The organism is Synechocystis sp. PCC 6714 (assembly GCF_000478825.2).
Taxonomy (GTDB): domain Bacteria; phylum Cyanobacteriota; class Cyanobacteriia; order Cyanobacteriales; family Microcystaceae; genus Synechocystis.
Window position 1 is genome coordinate 1,259,027 of record NZ_CP007542.1, and the last position, 21,817, is coordinate 1,280,843.

Below are 21,817 nucleotides of genomic sequence, written 5' to 3' on the forward strand. Positions count from 1 at the left end.
GTGCTCATAAAGTCTCCATCCGGCGAATCAACTGGGCCAGCAACATCAAAGCAGCATTGCCGGCGCTGAGGATTAAAACCCCCACCATGCCAATCATCCAATCGTCCCGCAACACCGACACCACCAAAATAATGATCGAAGTCTTGGTGGCCACACTGGCAAAGGAGAGCATTTTTACCCAGATATTGCCCCGTTGGATGGTGGCCAAGAGTGGAATAAACACCGCCAGCAACATAGTCCAGAGTAGAACCGTCATTTTTCCTCCTTAGGGCCAAGATAATGAACTTCGTACCATCCCTCTTCGTGGTATTTCAAAACTATGGTTTTTGGAGTAAAGGTAATCAGGAAAATATCCAGAAAAATTAGCCCCCTGCTTCGTTGGGATGAAAATTCCTGTCTTTCAATCCAAGTTCTGGTGTGGGGTTGGAGAATCATTTGCCAAGCTTCGATGTAAGCCTGGGGAATGGCCAGCAGAATTTCCTTAAACACCCTCAGCCCATCCCGCAACACGTAAGGGGGCACGGGACGACGGGGAATTAACAGGGCCACAATCAGGCCAATGAGAATATTGCCTGGGCTAAGATTACCCGTTAACAAAAACCAAATGCCTAGCCGTAAACTAATATCAAGGAGTCCAGTCATATTAATACCGAGCCGAAAAGTAACATCAACATTATGGCCATGGTTCCGATCAGATGATCTAATCTTTCCCCCCAATCCGGCGGTTGCCAAGGGATTTTCCGCAAACCCCACCAATAGATGGCCGAGCCAAGCAGAAAACTAGCGGTGGCTTTAATGCCGTTCTCCCAGGAAAAGGCGGCCGGATAAATGGCATTGCCCAGGGTCAAAGCTCCCAGCAGGAGAAGCACCGCTAAAACCAGGCCCCAGGGGGATTTATCCAGGTCAAGGTTGTTATCAAAGCTAGGGGTAAGGAAAATAAATTTGGCCAAAATAATCGCCGTGCCCACCCCCGCCAAGTTCATCAAAATTCCTGTCCAGGGCAGTTCATTAAGGCTGATGGTTTGCAGGGTCAGGGTTTTCGCTTCAAAGCCCGCCAGGATGGGTAGGCCAATGATGGAAGAACTGGCCAATACCATGGGTAACCACAATTTGTAGGAAATTGGTTGGGCCTGGAGTTTGTCCAAGTTCCTTTCCGGCAGCCTGCCCACCAACAGAAATAGGCAAGCCTTAGCAAGGCCATGGGTTAACGCATAAACACCGCCCACCGTCGGAGCCACCAGGATAAAGCCCATCTGGGAAATGGTGCTGTAGGCCAAAATCCGCCGACTGTCCCGGGCAAAAATGCCTAGGCCAATGCCTAACAGGGCGGTGCCAATGGCCAGACCCCACACCATAGTGGCCAATCTTTCCGACAGGGAAGCAAACCGCAACAGGGGTAAAATTCCCGCTTTGACCACAATGCCCGACAACAGGGCCGCCACGGGGGCACTGGCAATGCTACTGGTTTGGGGCGACCATAACCCGGAGAGAAAAATTTCCCCCTTAATTAACAGTCCTAAAAAAATTAAGGCGATCGCCTCGTAGGGGGCAGTGGCTAAACCTTGGAAATTGAGGGAATGGGCGGTTTGGTAAACCAACATCACCCCGATCAAATAAAACAATAAACCTGTGTTAGTAACGAATAGATAACGCAATCCAATCCAACTGCTGGCGGCCTGGCGGGGATAGATAATTAATAAAAATGAGGATAAACCCACCACCTCTAAACAGACATATAAACTAATTAAATCCGTAGATAAAAAAGCGGCATTGAGACTAACGTGGAGCACCATTAATTGGACGTAAAAAAAAGTTGTCCTTGGGGAAGCCCAACAGTAGAGCAACACCGCTAGGGTAACTAAACCATTGGTGAGCAGAAAGTAACTACCCAAATTATCCAATTGCAGAAGAATGCCAAACCCATCCATCAACTGCCATTGCTGGGTACTGGGCAGGGAAAAACCCACCGCCGCCAAGAGAATGGTGCCCAGGGTCATTAGTAGGGCCGATGGTCGCACCAGGGGAGGAAATAGATAGCCACCAAAGGCCCCCATTAGTACCAGGATCAGGAGGGCGACGATGGCAATTAATAAGTTGTTGGGGGCGATCGCCGTGGGGAAATTCATGGAGACAATGGGTTTAAAAGCCTGATGTTAGACAATAAATTAACCTTGGTTAGGACCAGTATTCCCTTTCGATGGCGGCAATTTCTAGGGTGGGGTTTTCCTTGGCTAATTTCATAGCGATGACCAACATTAAAATTTGGGTGGAGAAGCCAATCACAATGGCCGTAAGAATGACTGCCTGGGGCAAGGGATCGGCGTATTGTATTGGCCCTGGGGAAACTTCTGCTCCCACAATGGGGGTGGTGACTCCGGTGCGGGCAGCAACGAAACAGTAATAGCCAATTACTCCGGTGCTAATTACATCCATGGCCACTATTTTCATCAGTAAATTGCGCTTATAAATTAAGCCTAAAAAACCAATCATTACGGTTGCGAAAATACAGGCTTCTGGGCCTACCATTACCCACCTCCCTTGGTTTGATTAATCTCCCCAGGTTATCAAATGCCATCCGTCTTTGCTTAACGGAATGGTTACACTCCAGAGTCTGAGTTGTCGTAGTTGCAAAAATAGTCATACCAAAATCCAGGCAAAGAGAATGGTTAAACTGATGCTCATCATGCCGATCAGATGGTCGACCTGTTCTCCCCCATCGGGCAGTTTTAGAGTTAGCCTTTTGACCACGCCCCAATATAGTCCCGCCCCCACCCCGCAGGTCAGGGTGGCTTTGAGCAAATTACTGGCCGTAAAGGCTTGCCAGTAAACCACATTGCCCACCGCTAAACCCCCCAATAACACTGCCAATGCTATGCCTAAGCCCAGGGGATAGGTTTTACCGACAAAGGTTGGTTTAAGGAAAACGAATTTGGAAAAGGAAATGGCTGTACCCACCGCGGCAATGTTTAAGGCGATCGCCAACCAGGGGGGGAGTCCTTTGAGGGTCAGGGTTTTTGCTTCAAAGCCCGCCAACAGGGGAAAACCGGCAATGGAAGAACTGGCGAGGAGTAGGGGAACCCAAAATCCAGCGGCAATGGGGGTTTTCTGTAAAATTTTGAAATCCCGACTGGGCAAATTCCCCGCCAATAGGAACAAACTGGATTTCACTAAACCGTGGGTGAGGGCATAAAATCCCCCGGCCACTGGAGCCGCCAAAACAAAGCCCATTTGGGAAACGGTGTGGAAAGCTAACATCCGCTTGGTATCTTTGGCCAGCATGGCATAGGCCACTCCAAATAAAGCCGTGGCTACTCCTAAACCTTGGACTAGCAAGAGTAACTGATCCGATAACAGACCACAGCGTAACAAACCCAAAATGCCGGCTTTTACCACCACCCCAGACATCAGGGCCGACATGGGGGTGGCCGCTTCCCCGTGGGTTTGGGGCAACCACAGTCCGGCCAGAAAAATGCCCCCTTTGGTCAGTAAACCTAAAAATATCAGCGCCGTTGCTTCCGGGGGAGCCTGGGTTAAACCGCTAAAAGCAAAGGATTGACTATTGCTGTACACCAACGCCACCCCGATGAGGTAAAACAACATAGCAGTGTTGCTCAGCAATAAATAGCGCAGTCCCAGCCAAATAATTCGGGGTTCCCGGGGATAGGTCATCAGGCAAAAAGCGGCGATCGCCACCACTTCCAAGGCCACATAAAGACTCATAAAATCCGCACAAAGAAAAGCGGAATTGAGACTGGTGTGGAGAATAATCAGTTGGGCATAAAAAAAGGCTGAGCGGCCGGTATTCCAGCAATAGACCAACACAGCCAAAGTTACTAGGGCATTGGTCAGGAGGAAATAACCCGATAGGGCGTCCAGTTGGAAGGCAACGCCAAAACTGTCTAATAAATACCAAAATTGAGCTTCTGGCAAAGAAAATGCCAAGTATGCTAAAAATCCCGTGCTAAGACAGACGGCCAAAGTCAAAAAATGAATGGTGGCGGGCAATAAATAGCCGGTGAATCCCGCCATCAGAGCCAAGCAAATGACCACCGTCGCCCAGGGTGCCGCATTAAATTCCGCTGAAACTGCAAATAGGGTCATGGCCAGTACTGTTTTTCAATCGCCTTTACTTCTAGGGTGGGATTTTCCCGGGCCAGTTTCATGGTGGCCACCAGCATCAAAGCCTGAATCGATAGACCAATGACAATGGCTGTGAGGATAACCGCCTGGGGAACGGGATCTGCATAGGGAATGGTTGATTCTTTATCCGTGACTATGGGAGTAAGAAAACCAGTACGAGCAGCCATCAAGCAATAGTAGGCAATGACCCCTGTGCCCATCACATCCATGGCAATGATTTTCATAAACAGATTGGGCTTATAAATCAGCCCTAAAAAGCCGATGATCACAGTCACAAAAATGCAAGCCTCTAGGGCGACCATGGCCCGCTCCTCCTTATTTGACTCGGTTACGCCAGCGCAAACCTAGACCAATGGGGCCTGAAAAACAGCTTGGCGAGCATTCACCTTTGGTTATGTAATTTGAGTTTTAGATTGCATAGATTCTATCCTTATCCCGGCAACAATAGCAATGGCGATCGCCATAAATTCCCCGAATGGGGTCAATCAATCTGGGATAACTGGGCTGAATTGTTCTCCGTAGCCGAAAATAGCTGGTAATGGTTTTGATCACTTTGACCACCCCGATTTGGGACTATGCACCATGTTTGAAAGCACGACTAACCCCACCTACCAAGGGCAATTTGGCCCTTTCACCATCGATGACCACGATCGCCGGGAAGTAATTCTCTACCGCACGGGGCTAGCTTTGGCCGCTGGGGCATTTAGCCTGGGGACCACACTAGTTTTGACCCAACCCTTTCAGCCCTTGGCGATCAATTTTCACTTGGCCACCGCTTGCTTTTGGTTGATAACGGCGGGTTTGGGACTGAGCCTCTGGACGATTCACATTTACCTAGTCCCACTGCACCGCACCTTGCAAATTTTTTGGGCGATCGGTACCTCGGCGGCCCTCTACTTGAGTTTTGCCTACCCCGGTCCATTAGTGATTACAGTCTATGATCAGCCCTGGACTGTTTTGGGCATTGGCTTCACCTTCGCTGCCCTAACGGGAATTTTCTTTAAGGAAGCCTTTTGTTTCAATCGCTTGGAAACTAAATTTTTGACCGCTATTCTCCCCCTACTATTGCTAGGTCATTTAGCGGGAATCTTACCCGTAACTGTGGCCAAGGAAGGCCTGACTGCCGTCAGTATTTTGTTCTTGATTTTTGTGCTTAGGAAAGCAATGCAACCCATCGACCCCGACATTGGCGATAAATCTGTCTTCACCTATCTAGCGGAGCAACGGAAAGCGGTATAAGGTTCTTCACAATCCAAGAGGGTGTTCAAAAAGCCCCCTCAAACATAAATTTTAGGGGAAATCAGATTAAACTCTGCTGCATTGGGTGATTGATAGGTCAAACTGTAACTATGTCGGCATTTTCCTAGAAATTACTTGCTTAGCCATTCCCTTCCCGGTCAGGATTTCAGCAGTAAAAAAGTGATACTACCCAATCCGGCGATCGCCAAGTAGAGCCCACTGGTCCACCGGGGCCCAGAGGCCATTGCCAGAATAGTTAACAAAAAAACGTCGAGAAAAACCCGGCTGTAGTTGAGGTAATAGTTCAAGATGTAAAAGCTAGCCACCAGTAACAATCCCCCGTAGAGCCCACTGGCATAGGTGAGGGTTTTAGGGGTGGGGGGCCGGGTAAACCAGATTAATAGAGCAAAGGTTAACCAAAGGAGAAACCATAAATAGCCCTCGTAGACGTTGTTACCGTTGAGTCCCCCTTGAATCAAACTCTGAAATTTTTCGCCAATGCCCACAAACGGCCAGCCAAAGTTGCCACTGCCACTGCCGCCGGGCAACTGTCGCCAACGGATATAGCCTAACCAAACTGTTATGGGGATCAAGCTGGTAAGTAAAACTGCCATCGATCGCCATTGCCGATTTTGCGCCAAGGTTAAAGCAATGGCCAGCCAGATAATTAACGATGTTTCCCTGGTTAATAACCCTAGGGCTAAGAGAATAGGCACCAGCCACCATTTTTTACTTCGATTAGGGGGAAATATTTGCTGACAGACCACTGCCCCCAAACTGAAAGCACTGGCCAGCAAGTCCGCTGTGGAGAGAAATAGCACCATCCAAACCCCTGGAATGGCCAGCATGGCTAAGGCTCCAATGGCTTTCTGTTTTTGATATTGAAAATAAAGGGCGGTTAACCCTGTACAAATGGCGATCGCCACAATATTGATCAACACCAAAGCCCAGGGAATTAACACCGGATTGCCCAAACCGAGCACATAGCCCAGCAGGGGATAGAGAATGCGGCGGTAACGGTAGCTGGGATGGTCTAGGGCCGCAATGGAACCGTCATTTTGCAAACCCGGATCCAGGGCAATGGTTAAAAATTGTTGACCGTCGTAACCCAATTCCCCTTGGTAAATTAATGTTTCCGCCGGGTTCAGCAACGGTGACAGGGGCAACACCGAACCAATGCGGAAAAAGCCCGTGATCTGCCCATCAAATTTAAACCCATAGAAATAGCCCGCCACGGCGATCGCCAGCCCCAAGGCCACCAACATCGCCTTATAAATCTCTTTACGACCAATGTTTTGAGCAATCTTTTCCACGGCGATCGGATTGGGATGGTAACAGTGACGGCCACAGTTAATCAGTTTCCCCATTGCTTCACAGAAGGAAAACCAAGGCCGACAGCCTCTGATGCTATGCTAGATCGAGTCTATTTTTAACAATATTTTTTAAGTTTCATGACTGTTTCGACCTCTGCTCCCACAGTTCGGATAGGCTCACGGAAAAGCCAACTAGCCCTGGTGCAAACCTATTGGGTGCAGGAAGAATTGCAAAAACACTTCCCCGATCGCCAATTCGATGTCGAAACCATGAACACCCAGGGAGACATTGTCTTGGACGTGGCCCTGGCCAAAATTGGCGATAAGGGACTGTTTACCAAGGAATTGGAAGACGGCATGCTGGCCAAAAGAACGGATTTGGCCGTCCATTCCCTCAAGGATTTACCCACCAATTTACCCGCGGGCTTAATGCTCGGTTGCGTCACTAAACGGGTTAACCCCGCCGATGCTTTAGTCTTGAACGCCAAACACCAGGGCAAAGACCTGGCTTCCCTACCGGAAGGGGCCGTTGTTGGCACTTCTTCCCTGCGACGTTTAGCTCAACTGCGGTACCACTTTCCCCACTTAACCTTTAAGGATGTGCGGGGCAACGTTAATACCCGTTTGGCTAAGTTAGATAGCAATGAGTACGATGCTATTATTTTGGCCGCCGCTGGCTTGGAACGGTTAGATATGGCCAATCGCATTGACCAATTAATCCCCCCGGAAATTTCTCTCCATGCGGTGGGGCAGGGGGCCCTGGGCATTGAGTGTCGGGACGGAGATCAGGAAATTCTCAGCCTGCTGAAGGTATTGGAAGACGAAGATAGTCGGGATTGTTGTTTGGCGGAACGGGCCTTTTTGCGGCAACTAGAAGGCGGATGCCAGGTACCCATCGGCGTTAACACCCATTTAAACGGTGATAATTTAACCCTGACCGGCATGGTGGCCAGTTTGGATGGCCAAAGACTGATTAAAGATAGTCTCAGCGCTCCCCGGAATGAAGCGGAAAAATTGGGACAGGATCTTGCCCTCAAGTTACGGGAACAGGGAGCAGGGGAAATTTTGGCAGAAATTCTAGCGGAAGTAGGGCGGGGCTAAACTTTAACAGTTCTAGACAGAGGCTCAATTTGAGATATTGACCTGTAAAGTTGCCTATTTTTCGTTTGGAGAGATAATCTGGCCTTGATGGGGGAAGGTGCCTAAGTTATATCTTCCCTGGTCAGGAACTATGCTCAACCCAGATCGCCAAGCACAGTTAGCCCAATTGCAAAGCCAATATCCCCAAAAGTTCGTCCCCACCACTGAAATTTTTAGTCATATTCACCGGGGCGATCGCCTATTTATTAGCACCGCCTGTGGCGAACCTCAATATTTAGTGCAGGAGTTGGTTAACTATGTGCAGGCCCATCCCAAATCCCTATTCGATGCGGAAGTGCTCCAAGTTTGGACTCTAGGTTTAGCACCCTATACGGATAGCAAATTTGCCAAAAACTTCCGCCATAATTCCTTTTTCATTGGCCACCACACCCGTAGCGCCGTCAATAAAGGCTTAGCGGACTATACCCCTATTTTTCTTTCCCAAGTGCCGGGGTTATTTGAGCAAGGGTTTGTACCCATTGATGTGGCCCTAATTCAAACTTCCTATCCCGATGACCATGGCTACGTCAACCTGGGGGTGAGCGTGGATATCGTTAAAGCGGCGGTGGAGCAGGCCTCTTTGGTAATCGCCCAAATGAATAGTCAAGTGCCCAGAATTCATGGGGATGGGTTCATTGCCATAGAAAAATTGGACTATATCATTGCCCACGATGAACCACTTTTGGAATATCAAATGGAGCGGGATAATATTCTCGCCGGACGCATTGGCAAATATGTAGCCAGTTTGATCCAGGATGGGGACACCATTCAAGTGGGCTATGGTAGTATTCCCGATGCGGTATTGAGCTATTTAAATAATAAGAAAAACTTGGGGGTGCATACGGAATTAATTTCCGATGGTTTGGTGCAATTGCTCAAAAGTGGAGCGGTGAATAATAGCCAAAAAACTAGAAATCGGGGCAAAGTGGTGGCAACTTTTTGTATGGGGAGTCGGAGCACCTACGACTATTTAAATGATAATCCCGCGGTGGAATTCCGCACCGTTGATTACACCAATAACCCCATTACCATTGCCCACCACGACAATATGGTGGCCATTAATAGTGCCCTGGAAATTGATTTGACGGGCCAGTCCACCGCCGAGTCCCTGGGCAGTAATTTTTACAGTGGCATCGGTGGCCAAGCAGACTTTATGCGGGGAGCAGTGATGGCCAAGGGAGGCCGCACCATTTTGGCTCTGGAATCCACCGCTGAAAATGAAACCATTTCCCGCATTGTGCCGTTTCTTCGGGAAGGGGTGGGCATTACCCTCAATCGGGGGGACATTCATTACGTGGTCACAGAGTATGGCATTGCCTATCTCCACGGTAAAAATATTCGGGAACGGGCCATGCAGTTAACGGCGATCGCCCATCCCAAATTTCGTCCCTGGTTGATTGAGCAGGCGAAAAAGAATCATTTAATCTATGCTGACCAAGCTTTCATTGCTGGGCAACAGGGGGAATATCCTGAAAATTTGGAAACCTATCGCACCACCCGCACCGGATTGGAATTATGGCTCAGACCAGTGAAATTTAACGATGAACCTAACTTAAAAAATTTCTTTTATGCCCTTTCCGACGAAAGTTTAGTGCGACGTTTTATGTCTGTCCGTACTGATATGCCCCACCAGAGATTACAACAATTTTCGGTGATTAACTACAACGAAGAAATAATCATTCTGGCGATCGTCAAACAACCACACCAAGAAGCCATTGTCGGTGTAGGCCAGTATGCCCTCAATGAAGATAGCCATACAGCAGATATAGCTTTTGTCGTGCGGGATGATTACCACAACAAAGGCATTGGTGCTCTGTTATTAAACTATTTGACCCAATTAGCGAAAAAACAAGGTCTACTCGGCTTTACCGCCGACGTTTTACTGGAAAATCGAGCCATGTTGCATCTGTTTGAGAAAATGAACTTTCCCATGGAGCGGCGCATGAGTGATGGGGTTTATGAGTTAAAAATGTTTTTCAGCTGAGGATTTTCCCTACCATAATGGTCCGACGTTATAGTCGTTTCTAGTAAGACTTAGGTAGTCAAATTCACCGAAAAGCTTATCGATAAAGACTTAGGCAGCCTTGAAGTTATTTGAAATGACTATACCTATTTATTTTTTATCAAAGTGGAAGGATTGCAAGGGAAGAAAAAGTATAGTTGATTTAATTGCAAGTAAGACACTAACTAGAGCTAAAAGCGTCTTCGGTAAAGACCTTAGTCATCTCAATCTTACTTTGATTGACTATATTCCCAATTTGCCATCTTTTGCAAAAGTTAGCCAAGCTTTTAATAAAAATTGAGGGACTAGACCAATTGTAGGTTTTGGTAAACTTATCGGGCATATCCTGCTATTTTTTTGCTCAAACCGATGCAAAAGAGACATTCAATTTAATCCTGACTGACGGCCTCCACCACTAACCAGTTGCCTGCAGGATTATAACGGCCTCCGAGGGTAACCTTTTGGCTATGGTTAAAGTCGATTAATTGTTCTGCTACTTCCGGTCGTTCTGTAATTACCTGTATAGATTTACCCAATTCTCGACAGATTAGTTGGTAGGTTTGGTTAACATTTTTTTGGAATTCACCGCTGTAAACTAATTGGTTTTTTGCCAAGGGTAATTTGGCTAGACTAACATCCACTGGACAATGGCCAGACTGCGGATATTCATCGGGATTATCCAAATAATACCTTTGCCATTTTAGCCATTCAGGATGATCAACACTAAGGTTAAATAGGGGAATAACCGCTGCTGGAGCCTGGCGATCGCCAATGAGAGCTTCCTGTACATCGTGGACATTTAAATTCTGGGGATCACAATTTTTTTCCACACTTAAAGCTGCGACCATACCCACTGCTTGCCCTGTGTTCATCACTAAAGGTTGTAAACGGGTACTGCCATTGGCCATATGACTGACCGAAATATTCTTTTCACAGGGTAAATAGCCTCCCACCGTTGGGGATAAAAGGGCTTGAAAGGGAATGGTAAAAGGAGTTCCTGTCCACCGTCCACCCCAGATTAAAGATTTAGGACTGAGGGGAAATTCATAACCAGGGTAGTGATGGTCATTGGCATAATTACCCACCGCAATGCTAGTAACTTTGTGGCTATGAATTGGCAAGGAAGCTACCTGGCCCTGGGGCAAAATATCCCTTTCTGTAATAACTTGTTGACCCTTTAATCGGCGACTTTCTCGATAGTAAGGATGGAGAGCAAAGGCCGTGGAAAGATTGTCCATTTGTGGAAAAATCCCCGTGGCTAATTCCAAACTTTCCGAGTGATGCTGTTGTAAATAATGGGCGTAGGCATAGCTATATTGGTAGGCCTCCCGTAAATAGGTTTGCTTTTCCTTTTCACTGCCCAATAAGCGGTCTAAATTTTTACCGTAATCGTTGCCGGCGATCGGCCAGTTAACCATGTAATGTTCCCCAGGTAATTGACCATAGGTTAGAAATTCCTTTTCCCCATGGTTTTGCCAAGTAGTGGTGAAATTGTGGCTCACATCAATGGTGGGTTCAGCAATGATATTTGTCTGATTATTTATTGTTTTTCTGAGCAAAAATACCCACGTGGGAGACTGTATTGGATATTCTTTTGTCATCTCATTGGGAGCAGCGGGGCAACTGGGCTCATCGAATTTATCCTGCCAATCCCAACCCCAACGGTGGTCAATGTCCCCCAAAGCTAGTAAATCTCCCAATTCTGTACCATCGAGAATTAGCTTGGCCCGAATTTCATAGTCTGGAAACCTCACCCCCACCAGGCGATCGCCATTTTTTACCACTTCCATAGGGCACTGATTGGCAATCCAAGTCAAATTGGGTAATTCTGCCACCCAGTCAGCAAAAATCTTGGCCCCTAGACGGGGGTCAAAGGTAAATAAACTTACCCAACCATGGTCTAAACCTCCCGGTTGTTGGGCTTTTAATGCCCTTAAAAACTGCCCCCATAATCCTGTTTGCCAAGCGGCTAATTCATTGCCATCGGGAGCAGACACCCCCGCGGAGGTTAACATACCCCCCAACCAGGGCCATTCACTGACGAGAATAGTTTTTACGCCCCGCCGAGCCGCCTGGATTGCCGCCGCTGTGCCCCCAGTGCCCCCTCCCACCACCAAGATGTCTGTGGTTAATTGGCTGAGGGATTTTGTCGCAGTGCCCATAGTTTTTCAGAAAATTTAAGGACGATTTAAAAATTGTTTTGCTGTCAGGATAGGAATATTTTGATGCGCTTCCAAGACAAGTAAATCACTGTCGCCACTAATGAGCACATCAGATTGGGAGGCGATCGCCGTGGCCAAAACCATAGCATCGTTGGGATCTTTTAGTTCAGGTACTTCCAGTGGTTCGATAGGATAAATAGGATAAACAAGAGAAATTTCCTTCATTCCAAGCAGAACTTCCTCTGATGTTAAAGAAAGTAATGTTAGCTTTTTTTGCAGCTTTTGGTAACTTAAAACTTTTTCTATTTCCTACAGAATTTCTAGGGAAGTACAGCTCAAAATTTCCTTTTCACGGGCCAATTTTATTAGATTTTCTGGTAAACCTTGCCACAACTACGCAGAGAACTTTCATAATGCTGCTTCTCGTTAGTAAGCTCCTCACCGTTGCGCTGTAAACCATGCTCCCACTTTTCCCAATCAAAGACAGGAAACCGTGTTAGCTCAATTTTATCTCCGTGGGCTGTAACCCCATGGTTTCCGCCGGGAACTAGTTTTGCTCTAATTTCTGGGGGAAGACCTAGGATTTGATCTCAAGTGACAGTGGCGGTCAGAACTTGATTAATGGTGCCCATGGACTGAAAGAGGGAGCAAAAGCTATCATTGCCATCATGGGTTAGCTAGAAGAGAACATGCTCTGATGCTCAGTCTAACCGTGCTGTCTTTGAAAATAAAAATTGACCGAGTGCCTCGATTTTTCTGCTAACTAAGCAAGAGCAATGCACCCGGCCCACGGCTAATTTTGCAAGGAGGGTCAGAAAACTTCCGCTAACCCTTGCCAGATTTACTTTTTCAAGTCCTTAGCCATCTGGCGGAACATATCCAAACCCTTGTCGCTGGAACGGCGATCGCCGTTGACTGGGTTAGAGGTTGTTGGGGAAGGAGTGGACTCCGTCTTTGCACTGGGTATGGCTTGGCCATTGGCCTGGATTTTTCTGACTTCTAGGGCGGAAATTTCCTTGACCACTTCTGCCCCCTGGGAATTGAGGGTTTTGGGAAAACTCCGTTTAATTTTGATGGGGGTCCGCATGTATTCAGCATTGCCCAAGCTTTTGGCGTCGTCAGTTTCGAGGAAAAATGCCTCTTTCTTCACCGGTTGAGCAGGGGGATTGGATGCAATATCTTCGACGTACTGCGCTTTTTTACCAAATAAGCCAAATAATCCGGCCATTGATCGTTGCTCCTGGGAGATATTGTTAAAATTTATTGCGAATTGTTAAATTCTAGCAACTTTTGCCCCAGCGACAATGGCCTCCGCCCTGTTCTGCTCTGGTTTTCGGCGTTTGCCCATAGAGAACAATTAAAAAATTACTGCTCCCCCCTCGTCGTCATCCCCATCATCCATGGCATCCCAATCCATTCCATCCTGGTCCTGTTCATCTCCGTCTTCGTCATAATCATCCAAGTGGTCATTGTTGGAATCTTTGGAGGCATTGTTAACTGCACCAAGGTCGATTTGTTGACGGTAATAGTCCACGCTCCGAACCTGTACCTCCACTTCGTTGCCTAGGCGGTAGGAAGTACGACTTTTACGCCCGACTAAAGCGCATTGGCGACTGCGGAACTCGTACCAGTCATCTTTGAGGGAACTAACATGAACTAGGCCCTCAGCTAGTAGGTCGAAAATTTGCACGAAGAAGCCATAGGATTGAACACCAGTAATTAAACCGCGGAAAATTTCCCCAGTGCGGGCTTTCATTTTTTCCGCTTTTTTCAGTCCCGATAGGTCTTTTTCCGCATCTTCTGCGGTTTGCTCTCGGTCATTGAGTCCCAACACCAACTGGTGCAGATCCCCTTCAATGGCCTCCTGGAGGTTCGGGGGCAATACATTCCAATTAATTTGATTGCGGCAGGTGTGGCTATTTAGTTCTACCCCGGTTTTCATTTGTTTGGTGCGGCGATCGCGGCCTTCAGTGAGCACCAGTTTAAGCAACCTTTGCACCACCAAATCCCCGTAACGTTGGGCCGGCGAAATGCAATGGGTATAGCCAGAATTATAGGCTAGGGCAAAGTGGGGAGCGGGGTGGCTAAAATATTTTTCGATTTTGAGGGTGTTGGCCAATAGATGGTTTAGTACCGCTTTAGCCGGGAGGGATTCAAACGCCTGGCTGAGGTGATGGTAGTGTTGGGGAATAATGTCCCCTTCTAGGTCAATTTTCACACCCAAATCAAGGTTTTCCGCTAACTTAACAATGTCCGTAAGGTCCTCTGCTTCTGGAGCTATCTGGCCACAGTAAAGACCCGGTATGCCCAGGGCTTGGAGTTGTAGGGCCACTTCCCGCTGTAATACCACCATCAGTTCCGCTAGCAAACTGCGAATGGGTAGGCTTTCCTGGGTCATAATTACCCCCAAACGGCCTTCATCGAGGCGCTGGGCCGGCTCTTCCGTTTGCAGGTTAAAACTGCCCCTTTGTAGACGTTGGGATTTAATTAGGGGGCAAATCTGAAAAAATAGTTCCTGGAGTAGGCCACTGTAGGGCTTCAGGTCGTCATCGACCGATTCGAGTTCGGCCAGAGCTGTTTGCACTTGACTAAAATCCAGTTGGCGATCAACTTTGACCACACTGCGGTGGTATTCAAACCCCGTTACTTCCCCCTGGTCGTCCACTGTCAAAAAGAAAGATAAGGCTAGGCGGTCTTCGTCAGGAATAAGGGAACAACGGCCGGTTAAACCTTCGGGAAAAAGGGGACAAATATGTTCATCCAAGTATACGGTGGTGCCCCGTTTACGGGCCAACTGATCCAAAAGGCTATCTTCGGCAATGTAGTGGGCGATGTCGGTGACATGGATACCCACTTGCCATTGTTTTTTTTGTTTTTCCAGACTCAAGGCCACTTCCCGCCAGGGCAATGTTTCACCCCGGGGGCGATCGCCAAAGGTGATCAATGTTAGTTTGCGGTAATCCTGCCGTTGCTTAAGTTCTCCTGGTTCAATTTCCTTGGGCAAATTTTGCACGGCTTCGATGGCTTCCGGAGTCCAGCCTAAGGGCAAATCATGTTTGCAGGAAACAATATCAGTATCGGCGGCGGCTTCGGCGTCACTGCCCAGTACTTTGGTGACTTCCCCTAGGGGCGGATGCTGGGCAATGGGATAGCGGAGCACGGAAACATGGACTAGATGATCCACAGCTTCGGCTAAATTCTGCTTTTCATCCTGAAGCTCTAGCTCAAACAACAAACGGTCATCCAGGGGCACGGCCCGATAACGGTCTTCATTTTTCTTCACTTGGGCCAAAAGGGAGGGATTAGCCCGGTCAAGAATGAGATGGACAGTCCCTTCAGGGGATTTACGGCGGGTACCGTCTTTGATCACTTTCACCAGAACCCGATCGCCGTTCCAGGCATTGCTGAGATTCCCTTCCCGGACATAGATATCGGCGGCATCTTCATCGTCTTGGATGGCAAAACAAAAACCCTTACTGGAGCAACGTAACCGGGCTTCCACCACATCTTCCCGAGCCACGCGTTTATATTTACCCCTTTCTTTGACCAACACCCCCATTTTTTCCAAGGCATCGAGGACAATTTGTAGGGTCTCGATAGCTTCGGGGCTTTCGCAACCTAGTTTTTTTTCGAGAAATTTACCCGCTACTAACTTGTCGTCAACAAAATAGGACAAAAGTGTGGCGATCGAATAATCCATGAAACTGAATCCTGGGGTGGGCTTACGGGGTGAAGGGAAGTGATTGAATTGCCGGGTTTGCCATTGACCATTGAGTTTGTAGTGGGAATCCGCCCTCAGTGGGGATACTGAACCAGTCCAACTGCAGGTGTACAGATGTTTCAGAGACGGACTACCTCCCCCACCAATCCCTGGGAAGCGGGTTAACCATGGCAGGGGACAATTAAACCAGTATTAAGGGCAATGCACCGATGGAAGCAAATCCGACGATGACAATCCATAACAACCCTCAATTGTATCAAACAGGGGCCTAACCTCACGGTTCCCCGACTCTAACCAACAGCATTAGTGTTCTGTCAAAAGCCCGTCGGCTCGGGGTTTCTAGATTAAATAAAACAGGACTTCAATGTGGCGGAGCATAGCTTCTCGCTCTTCCTGGGAAACAAAATTCCGAAAACCATAAATTCTGGAGAGGGAAACCAGTTGAATGGTATAAATTTTCTAAGTATAGGTGCTGTCAACCCTAGCCTTGGCGGCTTGGGATAATTTAGACCACACTTCCGGCTTTTAGTCCCATTGCCGATTGAGTCGCCCCAGGCGATCGCCATGCCCCATTGCCCTAGGGTTGGCTAAGGATTGGTTCGATGAACCGGGGTAAAATAGGTAAGCACAAATAATAGCTTTAGTTTAGTGCCGTTTCCCCTTGTACCCAAAGGCTGTTGTGAACTACTTCTCCCTAATCGTCACACTAGGCTTGCTTGCGAGGAAAGGGAATTCCGGCCCGTGTTAGTTAAGTTTTTGATAACTGCCTAATATTTGCCAACAATGCCGCCATTTTTGCCCCGTAAACCATGAGTGAAACTTCCCTGCGCCCCGCCAAAATAAGTACTGTTCTACCAGGTTCCCTGGGGGAAGAAATGGGCTTTGAACCGGGGGATGCCATCGTGCGAATTAACGGCCAAGCACCGAGGGACTTGATTGATTACCAGTTTCTTTGCGCCGATGACTATTTGGAATTGGATGTGTTGGACAGCCAAGGGGAACTGCACGAACTGGCGGTGGAAAAGGAATTTGACCAGGATCTGGGTCTGGGGTTTGAAACTGCTTTATTTGATGGGTTGATCCAGTGCAATAACCGCTGTCCCTTTTGTTTCATTGACCAACAACCCCCAGGGAAGCGGGAGAGCTTGTATTACAAAGACGATGACTATCGCCTTAGTTTTCTCTACGGCAGTTACCTAACTTTGACCAACCTAAGCGCCAAAGAATGGCAGCGGATAGAGCAGTTGCGACTTTCCCCCCTCTACGTTTCCATCCATGCGACAGAGGCATCGGTGCGGGAAAGACTGTTAAAAAATCATCGGGCCGGTCAGATTTTAGACCAGTTGGCTTGGTTCCGGGAAAGACGCTTACAAATCCATGCCCAGGTGGTGGTGTGCCCCGGCATCAATGACGGTCAACATTTAGAACAAACCTTGCGGGATTTAGCCCAATTTCACCAAGGGGAAGTACCCACAGTAATTTCAGTGGCAGTGGTGCCAGTGGGATTAACTCGATTTCGTCCCTCCGAAGATGAATTAGTGCCTGTTAGCCGGCAGAAAGCGGTGGAGGTAATTGCTCAAGTTCAGGCCCTGCAGAGGGAATTTGCCCAACAATGGGACAGTCAGTTTGCCTGGTTGGCTGATGAATGGTTCCTCATTGCCCGCCGGGAATTACCGCCAGAATCCCATTACGAAGATTATCCCCAGATTGGCAACGGGGTGGGCTCTATCCGTCAGTTTATTAAGGAATTTCATCAACAAGCCCGGGAATTTTTGCCGCCGGCGATCGCCCCGGAGAGAATCTGGACCTGGGTGGTGGGCAATGCAGTAGAACAAGCATTTGAGCCCTTAGTGGAACAATTAAATCAAGTCAAAGGTTTAACGGTTAATTTAGCCCCATTGAACAGTAATTACTGGGGCCAAGAAATTACTGTAACGGGACTATTGACGGGGCAGGATTTAATCGCTAAATTGACAGGCAGAGACTTGGGGGATGGTGTTTTATTACCTGCTCTGATGTTGAAACATGATGATACTTGCTTTCTCGACGATCTCCAGGTGGCTGATGTGGCCCAAAAGCTAGGGACTACCATTTATCCCGTGGCCAATGTGGCTAGTTTGCTGGAACATTGTGTCAAGCCCATGGCAGTTCTGAACCATTGCTAAACAACCTACTTAGTTTTTTACAGTAGGGGGCAGCTTGTCCTCCTTGCCGCCATTGACGCTAACTGTTTTTGCCGTTTTCCCATTCCAGGAATCAATGGGCCAGGCACTAGTTTAAGTTGGACATTGCCCCATGGCCGGGGCCATTCGCTGGGCTGGGCACCTTTGGGCTCTTGCCATTTTCTGCGCCGATCTCTGGTTTACTGGTTAATCTGTCGATGAATCCTATAGACTTTTTTCTTTATTGCTCCAATTAGCTTTCCTTGGATGTACTCCATGCCCTTCGTGCCTAGTTTGCCGTCCACCGATGCCTCCATTCCCCCCGGCAATTTTGTCAATCCCCCTACTTCTCCCATAGTTATTCTTAAGGAGCTGGTGGCCAAGTTGTACCGGGAGCAGAATAAGGTACAGGACCTCCTGGGGGCCATGGGCTATGCTCTGCGGAGTTTGCATAATCTTAATCAGTTTTTGGAACTGACTCCCTTGATGGCCACTAGGGTAACGGACGCGGATGGGAGTGTACTAGTTCTGATGCGGGATGGGGAAATGGTTGTTTTTGAGCAAATCCATGGACACAAACATGGCCTGAAAGGCACCATCAAAGGAGCTTTGCAGAAGGCCCGTCAGAGTGCTTTGGCTCCTTCGGTAGACTCCTCTGGAATTTTAGTTCACTTCGACTGTAGTTTACGACGGGAATTACCGGCGATCGCCTGTTACAACACACCCATTTTGAGCCATCAACGGGAAGTAGGCCGCCTGTACATTTTCAGCCAAGACCGTAACTATAGCTGGACCCCCACCCGCCGCAAATTGCTACAGCTAATTTCCGATCAAACTGCCGTGGCGATCGCCAATAGTGATCTGAATCAGAAGTTGAGATCCAGGGAAAGTCAGGACCGGGAGTTGGAAATTGCTTCGGAAATCCAAAATCAACTTTTGCCCCGGTGTTGTCCCCAAATCAACGGCCTGGACATTGCCGCCCGATGTAAAACCGCCAGCCGAGTGGGGGGAGACTACTATGATTTCATTCCCGCCAACTATGACCAACTGCGCCAGGGGGACTGGTTATGCCGCAATATTACCCACATTGATGTGCCCTGGAGTATCGTCATCGGCGATGTGATGGGCAAAGGCGTACCAGCGGGGTTGATTATGACCATGACCAGGGGTATGCTCCGGGCGGAAGTGCTCAATCGCCATAGTCCGGCCCAAATTCTCAATCACCTCAATCGGGTAATGTACGCCGACCTGGAAAATTCCCACCGCTTCGTTACCCTGTTCTACTCGGAATATAACCCGGAAACTAGCATCCTTTCCTATAGCAATGCCGCCCATAATCCTCCTCTGCTGTGGCGGGCGGGTAGTGATTCGCCCCAATGCTTAATTCCTTTAGACACGGAGGGGGCCTTGATTGGTTTGGAGTCCGATTCCACCTACCGGGATGCCCAAATTCAGCTAATTCCCGGCGACGTATTATTGTATTATACTGACGGGCTGACCGATGCCGGTAATGCCAAAGGCGATCGGTTCGACGACAAAAATCTCCGCTTAGCTTTCCAGCACGCCTGCGAAAATTCCCAAACAGCCCAGGGCATCCTGACAGAAATTTTTACAGCAGTGGAAACATTTGTCGGCTCAGAGAATAGTCATCAAACCGACAAAATGCCCGCCCGGGACGATATGACATTGGTCGTTCTGCGGGTAAAATCGACTGAGTGAGCCTTAACTGTTTGGGAGCGAATGGCAATGTGGCAATGTGCAGAACTGGTTTTGACCGCTTTTCCCTTTGATGGCATAATCAATGCCCATCTATTCGCCGATACCAATCTTTTTGGCCATGGCTTTGACCAAGCCCTCTTCTTTGCTCAGTCAGTTCGGGAGGTCGATATTCTTGGGGATTTCCAGGATGCGTGGAACAATTTTATCAAAACCGGCCAGGTCTGGGCATTAATTATTGGTTTTGTCCTCGGATGGGGTTTTCGGGGCTTCACTGGGGGTTGATCTTTCCACCCAGCAGTAACAATTTTAAAAATTTAAAAACCACTTCCCGTTCTTCTTCCATCAAAAAATTTCTATCTCCAATGACAAAAAAAACCTGGAGCGATCGTTTTGAAGGCACCTTGCACCCCGCCATTACTCTGTTTAATGCCAGCATTGGTTTTGATATCGAACTAATTGAATACGACTTGGATGGCTCGATCGCCCATGGCAAAATGTTGGCTAAAACGGGCATTATCAGTGAAGGGGAAGCGGCACAGTTAGTGCAAGGCTTGGAACAAATTCGCCAGGAATATCGGAACGGCAATTTTAACCCGGGAGTAGACCAGGAAGATGTTCACTTTGCCGTGGAGCGGAGGTTGACGGAATTAGTGGGGGATGTGGGCAAAAAACTCCACACCGCCCGTTCCCGTAATGATCAAGTTGGCACTGATGTACGGCTTTACCTACGGGCCCAAATTGATGACATTCGCCAAAGGTTAAGGGAATTCCAAGCAGTTTTGCTCAAACTAGCGGAAACCAATGTGGAAACCCTCATTCCCGGTTACACCCACCTGCAACGGGCCCAGCCAGTCAGTCTGGCCCATCACCTTTTGGCCTATTTCCAAATGGCCCAACGGGATTGGCAACGGTTGGGGGAAATTCGAGCCAGGACTAATGTTTCTCCCCTGGGTTCTGGGGCTTTAGCGGGGACAACTTTTCCCATCGATCGCCATTACAGTGCAGAATTGTTGGGCTTTGAAGGGGTTTACGCCAACAGCTTAGACGGGGTGAGCGATCGGGACTTTGCCATTGAATTTCTCAACGCCGCCAGTTTAATCATGGTACACCTCAGTCGGCTGAGCGAAGAAATGATCCTCTGGGCTTCCCAGGAATTTAGCTTTATCAGTTTGACCGATAGCTGTGCCACGGGGTCGAGTATTATGCCCCAAAAGAAAAACCCAGACGTACCGGAATTGATTCGGGGTAAGGCAGGGCGGGTGATGGGCCATCTGCAGGGAATGCTAGTGCTGATGAAGGGTTTGCCCCTGGCCTACAACAAAGATCTACAGGAAGATAAAGAAGCGTTATTTGATGCGGTGAAAACTGTCCAAGTGAGCCTGGAAGCCATGACCATTTTGCTTGATGAAGGCATTGTTTTTCGCCAAGAACGGTTGGCCGAAGCTGTGGCGGAAGATTTTTCCAATGCCACCGATGTGGCGGATTACCTGGCAGCCAAGGGAGTGCCTTTCCGAGAAGCCTATAACTTAGTGGGGAAAGTGGTTAAAACTAGCCTAGCGGCGGGGAAATTGCTCAAGGATTTGACTATGACGGAATGGCAAGAACTCCATCCAGCCTTTGAAGAGGATATTTACCAAGCCATTACCCCCCAACAGGTGGTGGCGGCCCGCAACAGTTACGGTGGTACGGGCTTTGAGCAGGTAAAAATGGCGATCGCCAACGCTAAAGCTGAGTTAGGCCAGGCTTAAATTGGTGTGGAGATACGCCCAGGTTTTAATTAGATTACTGCTCCGTCGTCCCCTGTCAGCGGTTACGGTAATCCCGGTTCTGTCAGATGGTTCCCTAGTCCTAGTCAAACGGCAGGATACGGGGCAATGGAGCTTACCCGGCGGCCTAATCGACTGGGGAGAAACCATAGAAATAACCGCTAGTCGAGAATTGCAAGAGGAAACGGGTTTGCGGTTAATTAAAATCGATCGCCTGGTGGGGGTTTATTCCAGTCCTGATCGGGATCCCCGTATGCACTCCATCACCATTTCCCTAGTAGTTAAAGCAGAAGGTCATTTACTCGTTGGCGATCGCCAGGAAATATCCCAGGTACAAGCCTTTTTGCCGGAACATTTACCCCTAGGGAAATTAAGCCATGACCATGACCGCCAGCTACAGGATTTCTTCCGAGGGGAAACGATTATTAGTTAATATTTTTTGCTCAATTAATA

At 48.3% G+C, this 21,817-nt stretch carries 20 protein-coding genes; 8 read left to right on the forward strand and 12 right to left on the reverse strand.

Annotation, left to right across the window (positions count from 1 at the left end; genetic code table 11):
* Window positions 1-4: 4 nt before the first annotated feature.
* From D082_RS05680 to D082_RS18520, 7 genes are all read right to left on the reverse strand, one after another.
* Entirely contained in the window at window positions 5-256 is a 252-nt protein-coding gene (locus tag D082_RS05680) for a hypothetical protein (protein ID WP_028948749.1), read from the reverse strand.
* Entirely contained in the window at window positions 253-642 is a 390-nt protein-coding gene (locus D082_RS05685) for a Na+/H+ antiporter subunit E (RefSeq protein ID WP_028948750.1), read from the reverse strand. Before D082_RS05685 ends, D082_RS05680 begins: the two co-directional genes overlap by 4 nt.
* A complete protein-coding gene (locus D082_RS05690) occupies window positions 639-2,126 on the reverse strand; it encodes a cation:proton antiporter (protein WP_028948751.1) in 1,488 nt (495 codons plus the stop codon). Before D082_RS05690 ends, D082_RS05685 begins: the two co-directional genes overlap by 4 nt.
* Before the next feature lie 49 nt (window positions 2,127-2,175).
* Window positions 2,176-2,526, reverse strand: a complete 351-nt coding sequence (locus D082_RS05695; RefSeq protein ID WP_028948752.1) for an NADH-quinone oxidoreductase subunit K — start codon at window positions 2,524-2,526, stop codon at window positions 2,176-2,178.
* A 111-nt stretch (window positions 2,527-2,637) separates the two neighbouring features.
* Window positions 2,638-4,101 carry a cation:proton antiporter gene (locus D082_RS05700; RefSeq protein ID WP_028948753.1) on the reverse strand — a complete coding sequence of 488 codons (1,464 nt, stop codon included), beginning with the start codon at window positions 4,099-4,101 and terminating at the stop codon, window positions 2,638-2,640.
* The gene (locus tag D082_RS05705) at window positions 4,098-4,442 is read right to left on the reverse strand and encodes an NADH-quinone oxidoreductase subunit K (RefSeq protein ID WP_028948754.1); all 345 of its coding nucleotides are present in this window, start codon (window positions 4,440-4,442) and stop codon (window positions 4,098-4,100) included. Before D082_RS05705 ends, D082_RS05700 begins: the two co-directional genes overlap by 4 nt.
* Before the next feature lie 106 nt (window positions 4,443-4,548).
* Window positions 4,549-4,692, reverse strand: coding sequence for a hypothetical protein (locus tag D082_RS18520; protein WP_158506494.1), 144 nt, complete (start codon window positions 4,690-4,692; stop codon window positions 4,549-4,551).
* Between the two features lie 30 nt (window positions 4,693-4,722).
* On the opposite strand from D082_RS18520, the gene D082_RS05710 reads away from it, so the two are divergent.
* On the forward strand, window positions 4,723-5,379 hold the full coding sequence (locus D082_RS05710) for a DUF2301 domain-containing membrane protein (RefSeq protein WP_051738695.1): 657 nt from the start codon (window positions 4,723-4,725) through the stop codon (window positions 5,377-5,379).
* 158 nt (window positions 5,380-5,537) lie between these two features.
* Here the strand turns inward: D082_RS05710 and D082_RS05715 are convergent, their stop codons facing one another.
* Window positions 5,538-6,746, reverse strand: a complete 1,209-nt coding sequence (locus D082_RS05715) for an AZOBR_p60025 family cell surface glycopolymer formation protein (RefSeq protein ID WP_028948756.1) — start codon at window positions 6,744-6,746, stop codon at window positions 5,538-5,540.
* A gap of 84 nt (window positions 6,747-6,830) precedes the next feature.
* Between D082_RS05715 and hemC the strand changes: the two genes are divergently transcribed.
* Window positions 6,831-7,793: a hydroxymethylbilane synthase gene (hemC, locus tag D082_RS05720; protein WP_028948757.1), complete on the forward strand. Its 963-nt coding sequence runs from the start codon at window positions 6,831-6,833 to the stop codon at window positions 7,791-7,793.
* A 97-nt stretch (window positions 7,794-7,890) separates the two neighbouring features.
* Window positions 7,891-9,816 carry a GNAT family N-acetyltransferase gene (locus D082_RS05725; protein WP_238546860.1) on the forward strand — a complete coding sequence of 642 codons (1,926 nt, stop codon included), beginning with the start codon at window positions 7,891-7,893 and terminating at the stop codon, window positions 9,814-9,816.
* Window positions 9,817-10,223: 407 nt separating this feature from the next.
* Here D082_RS05725 and D082_RS05735 read toward each other — a convergent pair whose 3' ends face one another.
* The 4 genes from D082_RS05735 to D082_RS05750 all read right to left on the reverse strand — a co-directional run bounded on the left by D082_RS05735 (window position 10,224) and on the right by D082_RS05750 (window position 15,696).
* Window positions 10,224-11,996: an FAD-dependent oxidoreductase gene (locus tag D082_RS05735; protein ID WP_028948759.1), complete on the reverse strand. Its 1,773-nt coding sequence runs from the start codon at window positions 11,994-11,996 to the stop codon at window positions 10,224-10,226.
* A gap of 15 nt (window positions 11,997-12,011) precedes the next feature.
* Window positions 12,012-12,302, reverse strand: a complete 291-nt coding sequence (locus D082_RS05740) for a putative toxin-antitoxin system toxin component, PIN family (protein WP_255356949.1) — start codon at window positions 12,300-12,302, stop codon at window positions 12,012-12,014.
* 535 nt (window positions 12,303-12,837) lie between these two features.
* Window positions 12,838-13,224 (reverse strand): hypothetical protein, encoded by a 387-nt coding sequence (locus tag D082_RS05745; protein ID WP_028948760.1) that lies wholly within the window; start codon window positions 13,222-13,224, stop codon window positions 12,838-12,840.
* Window positions 13,225-13,353: 129 nt separating this feature from the next.
* Window positions 13,354-15,696: a ribonuclease R family protein gene (locus tag D082_RS05750; protein WP_028948761.1), complete on the reverse strand. Its 2,343-nt coding sequence runs from the start codon at window positions 15,694-15,696 to the stop codon at window positions 13,354-13,356.
* A gap of 830 nt (window positions 15,697-16,526) precedes the next feature.
* On the opposite strand from D082_RS05750, the gene D082_RS05755 reads away from it, so the two are divergent.
* The 5 genes from D082_RS05755 (at window position 16,527) to D082_RS05775 (ending at window position 21,797) form a co-directional block, all read left to right on the forward strand.
* Window positions 16,527-17,882 carry a TIGR03279 family radical SAM protein gene (locus D082_RS05755; RefSeq protein WP_028948762.1) on the forward strand — a complete coding sequence of 452 codons (1,356 nt, stop codon included), beginning with the start codon at window positions 16,527-16,529 and terminating at the stop codon, window positions 17,880-17,882.
* Window positions 17,883-18,233: 351 nt separating this feature from the next.
* On the forward strand, window positions 18,234-19,598 hold the full coding sequence (locus D082_RS05760) for a PP2C family protein-serine/threonine phosphatase (RefSeq protein ID WP_028948763.1): 1,365 nt from the start codon (window positions 18,234-18,236) through the stop codon (window positions 19,596-19,598).
* Window positions 19,599-19,619: 21 nt separating this feature from the next.
* Entirely contained in the window at window positions 19,620-19,880 is a 261-nt protein-coding gene (locus tag D082_RS05765; RefSeq protein WP_144428715.1) for a hypothetical protein, read from the forward strand.
* An 80-nt stretch (window positions 19,881-19,960) separates the two neighbouring features.
* On the forward strand, window positions 19,961-21,346 hold the full coding sequence (argH, locus tag D082_RS05770; RefSeq protein ID WP_028948765.1) for an argininosuccinate lyase: 1,386 nt from the start codon (window positions 19,961-19,963) through the stop codon (window positions 21,344-21,346).
* Window positions 21,347-21,350: 4 nt separating this feature from the next.
* Window positions 21,351-21,797: an NUDIX hydrolase gene (locus D082_RS05775; protein ID WP_028948766.1), complete on the forward strand. Its 447-nt coding sequence runs from the start codon at window positions 21,351-21,353 to the stop codon at window positions 21,795-21,797.
* The last annotated feature ends 20 nt before the right edge of the window (window positions 21,798-21,817 follow it).

What these genes read in the sequence shown, in the direction of transcription:
- D082_RS05765 (WP_144428715.1), top strand. Translation starts at nt 19,620, where the DNA reads ATGGCAATGTGGCAATGTGCAGAACTGGTTTTGACCGCTTTTCCCTTT.
- D082_RS05735 (WP_028948759.1), bottom strand. Translation starts at nt 11,996, where the DNA reads ATGGGCACTGCGACAAAATCCCTCAGCCAATTAACCACAGACATCTTG.
- D082_RS05700 (WP_028948753.1), bottom strand. Translation starts at nt 4,101, where the DNA reads ATGACCCTATTTGCAGTTTCAGCGGAATTTAATGCGGCACCCTGGGCG.
- D082_RS05710 (WP_051738695.1), top strand. Translation starts at nt 4,723, where the DNA reads ATGTTTGAAAGCACGACTAACCCCACCTACCAAGGGCAATTTGGCCCT.
- D082_RS05680 (WP_028948749.1), bottom strand. Translation starts at nt 256, where the DNA reads ATGACGGTTCTACTCTGGACTATGTTGCTGGCGGTGTTTATTCCACTC.
- D082_RS05755 (WP_028948762.1), top strand. Translation starts at nt 16,527, where the DNA reads ATGAGTGAAACTTCCCTGCGCCCCGCCAAAATAAGTACTGTTCTACCA.
- hemC (WP_028948757.1), top strand. Translation starts at nt 6,831, where the DNA reads ATGACTGTTTCGACCTCTGCTCCCACAGTTCGGATAGGCTCACGGAAA.
- D082_RS05750 (WP_028948761.1), bottom strand. Translation starts at nt 15,696, where the DNA reads ATGGATTATTCGATCGCCACACTTTTGTCCTATTTTGTTGACGACAAG.
- argH (WP_028948765.1), top strand. Translation starts at nt 19,961, where the DNA reads ATGACAAAAAAAACCTGGAGCGATCGTTTTGAAGGCACCTTGCACCCC.
- D082_RS05685 (WP_028948750.1), bottom strand. Translation starts at nt 642, where the DNA reads ATGACTGGACTCCTTGATATTAGTTTACGGCTAGGCATTTGGTTTTTG.
- D082_RS05695 (WP_028948752.1), bottom strand. Translation starts at nt 2,526, where the DNA reads ATGGTAGGCCCAGAAGCCTGTATTTTCGCAACCGTAATGATTGGTTTT.
- D082_RS05745 (WP_028948760.1), bottom strand. Translation starts at nt 13,224, where the DNA reads ATGGCCGGATTATTTGGCTTATTTGGTAAAAAAGCGCAGTACGTCGAA.
- D082_RS05715 (WP_028948756.1), bottom strand. Translation starts at nt 6,746, where the DNA reads ATGGGGAAACTGATTAACTGTGGCCGTCACTGTTACCATCCCAATCCG.
- D082_RS05705 (WP_028948754.1), bottom strand. Translation starts at nt 4,442, where the DNA reads ATGGTCGCCCTAGAGGCTTGCATTTTTGTGACTGTGATCATCGGCTTT.
- D082_RS05690 (WP_028948751.1), bottom strand. Translation starts at nt 2,126, where the DNA reads ATGAATTTCCCCACGGCGATCGCCCCCAACAACTTATTAATTGCCATC.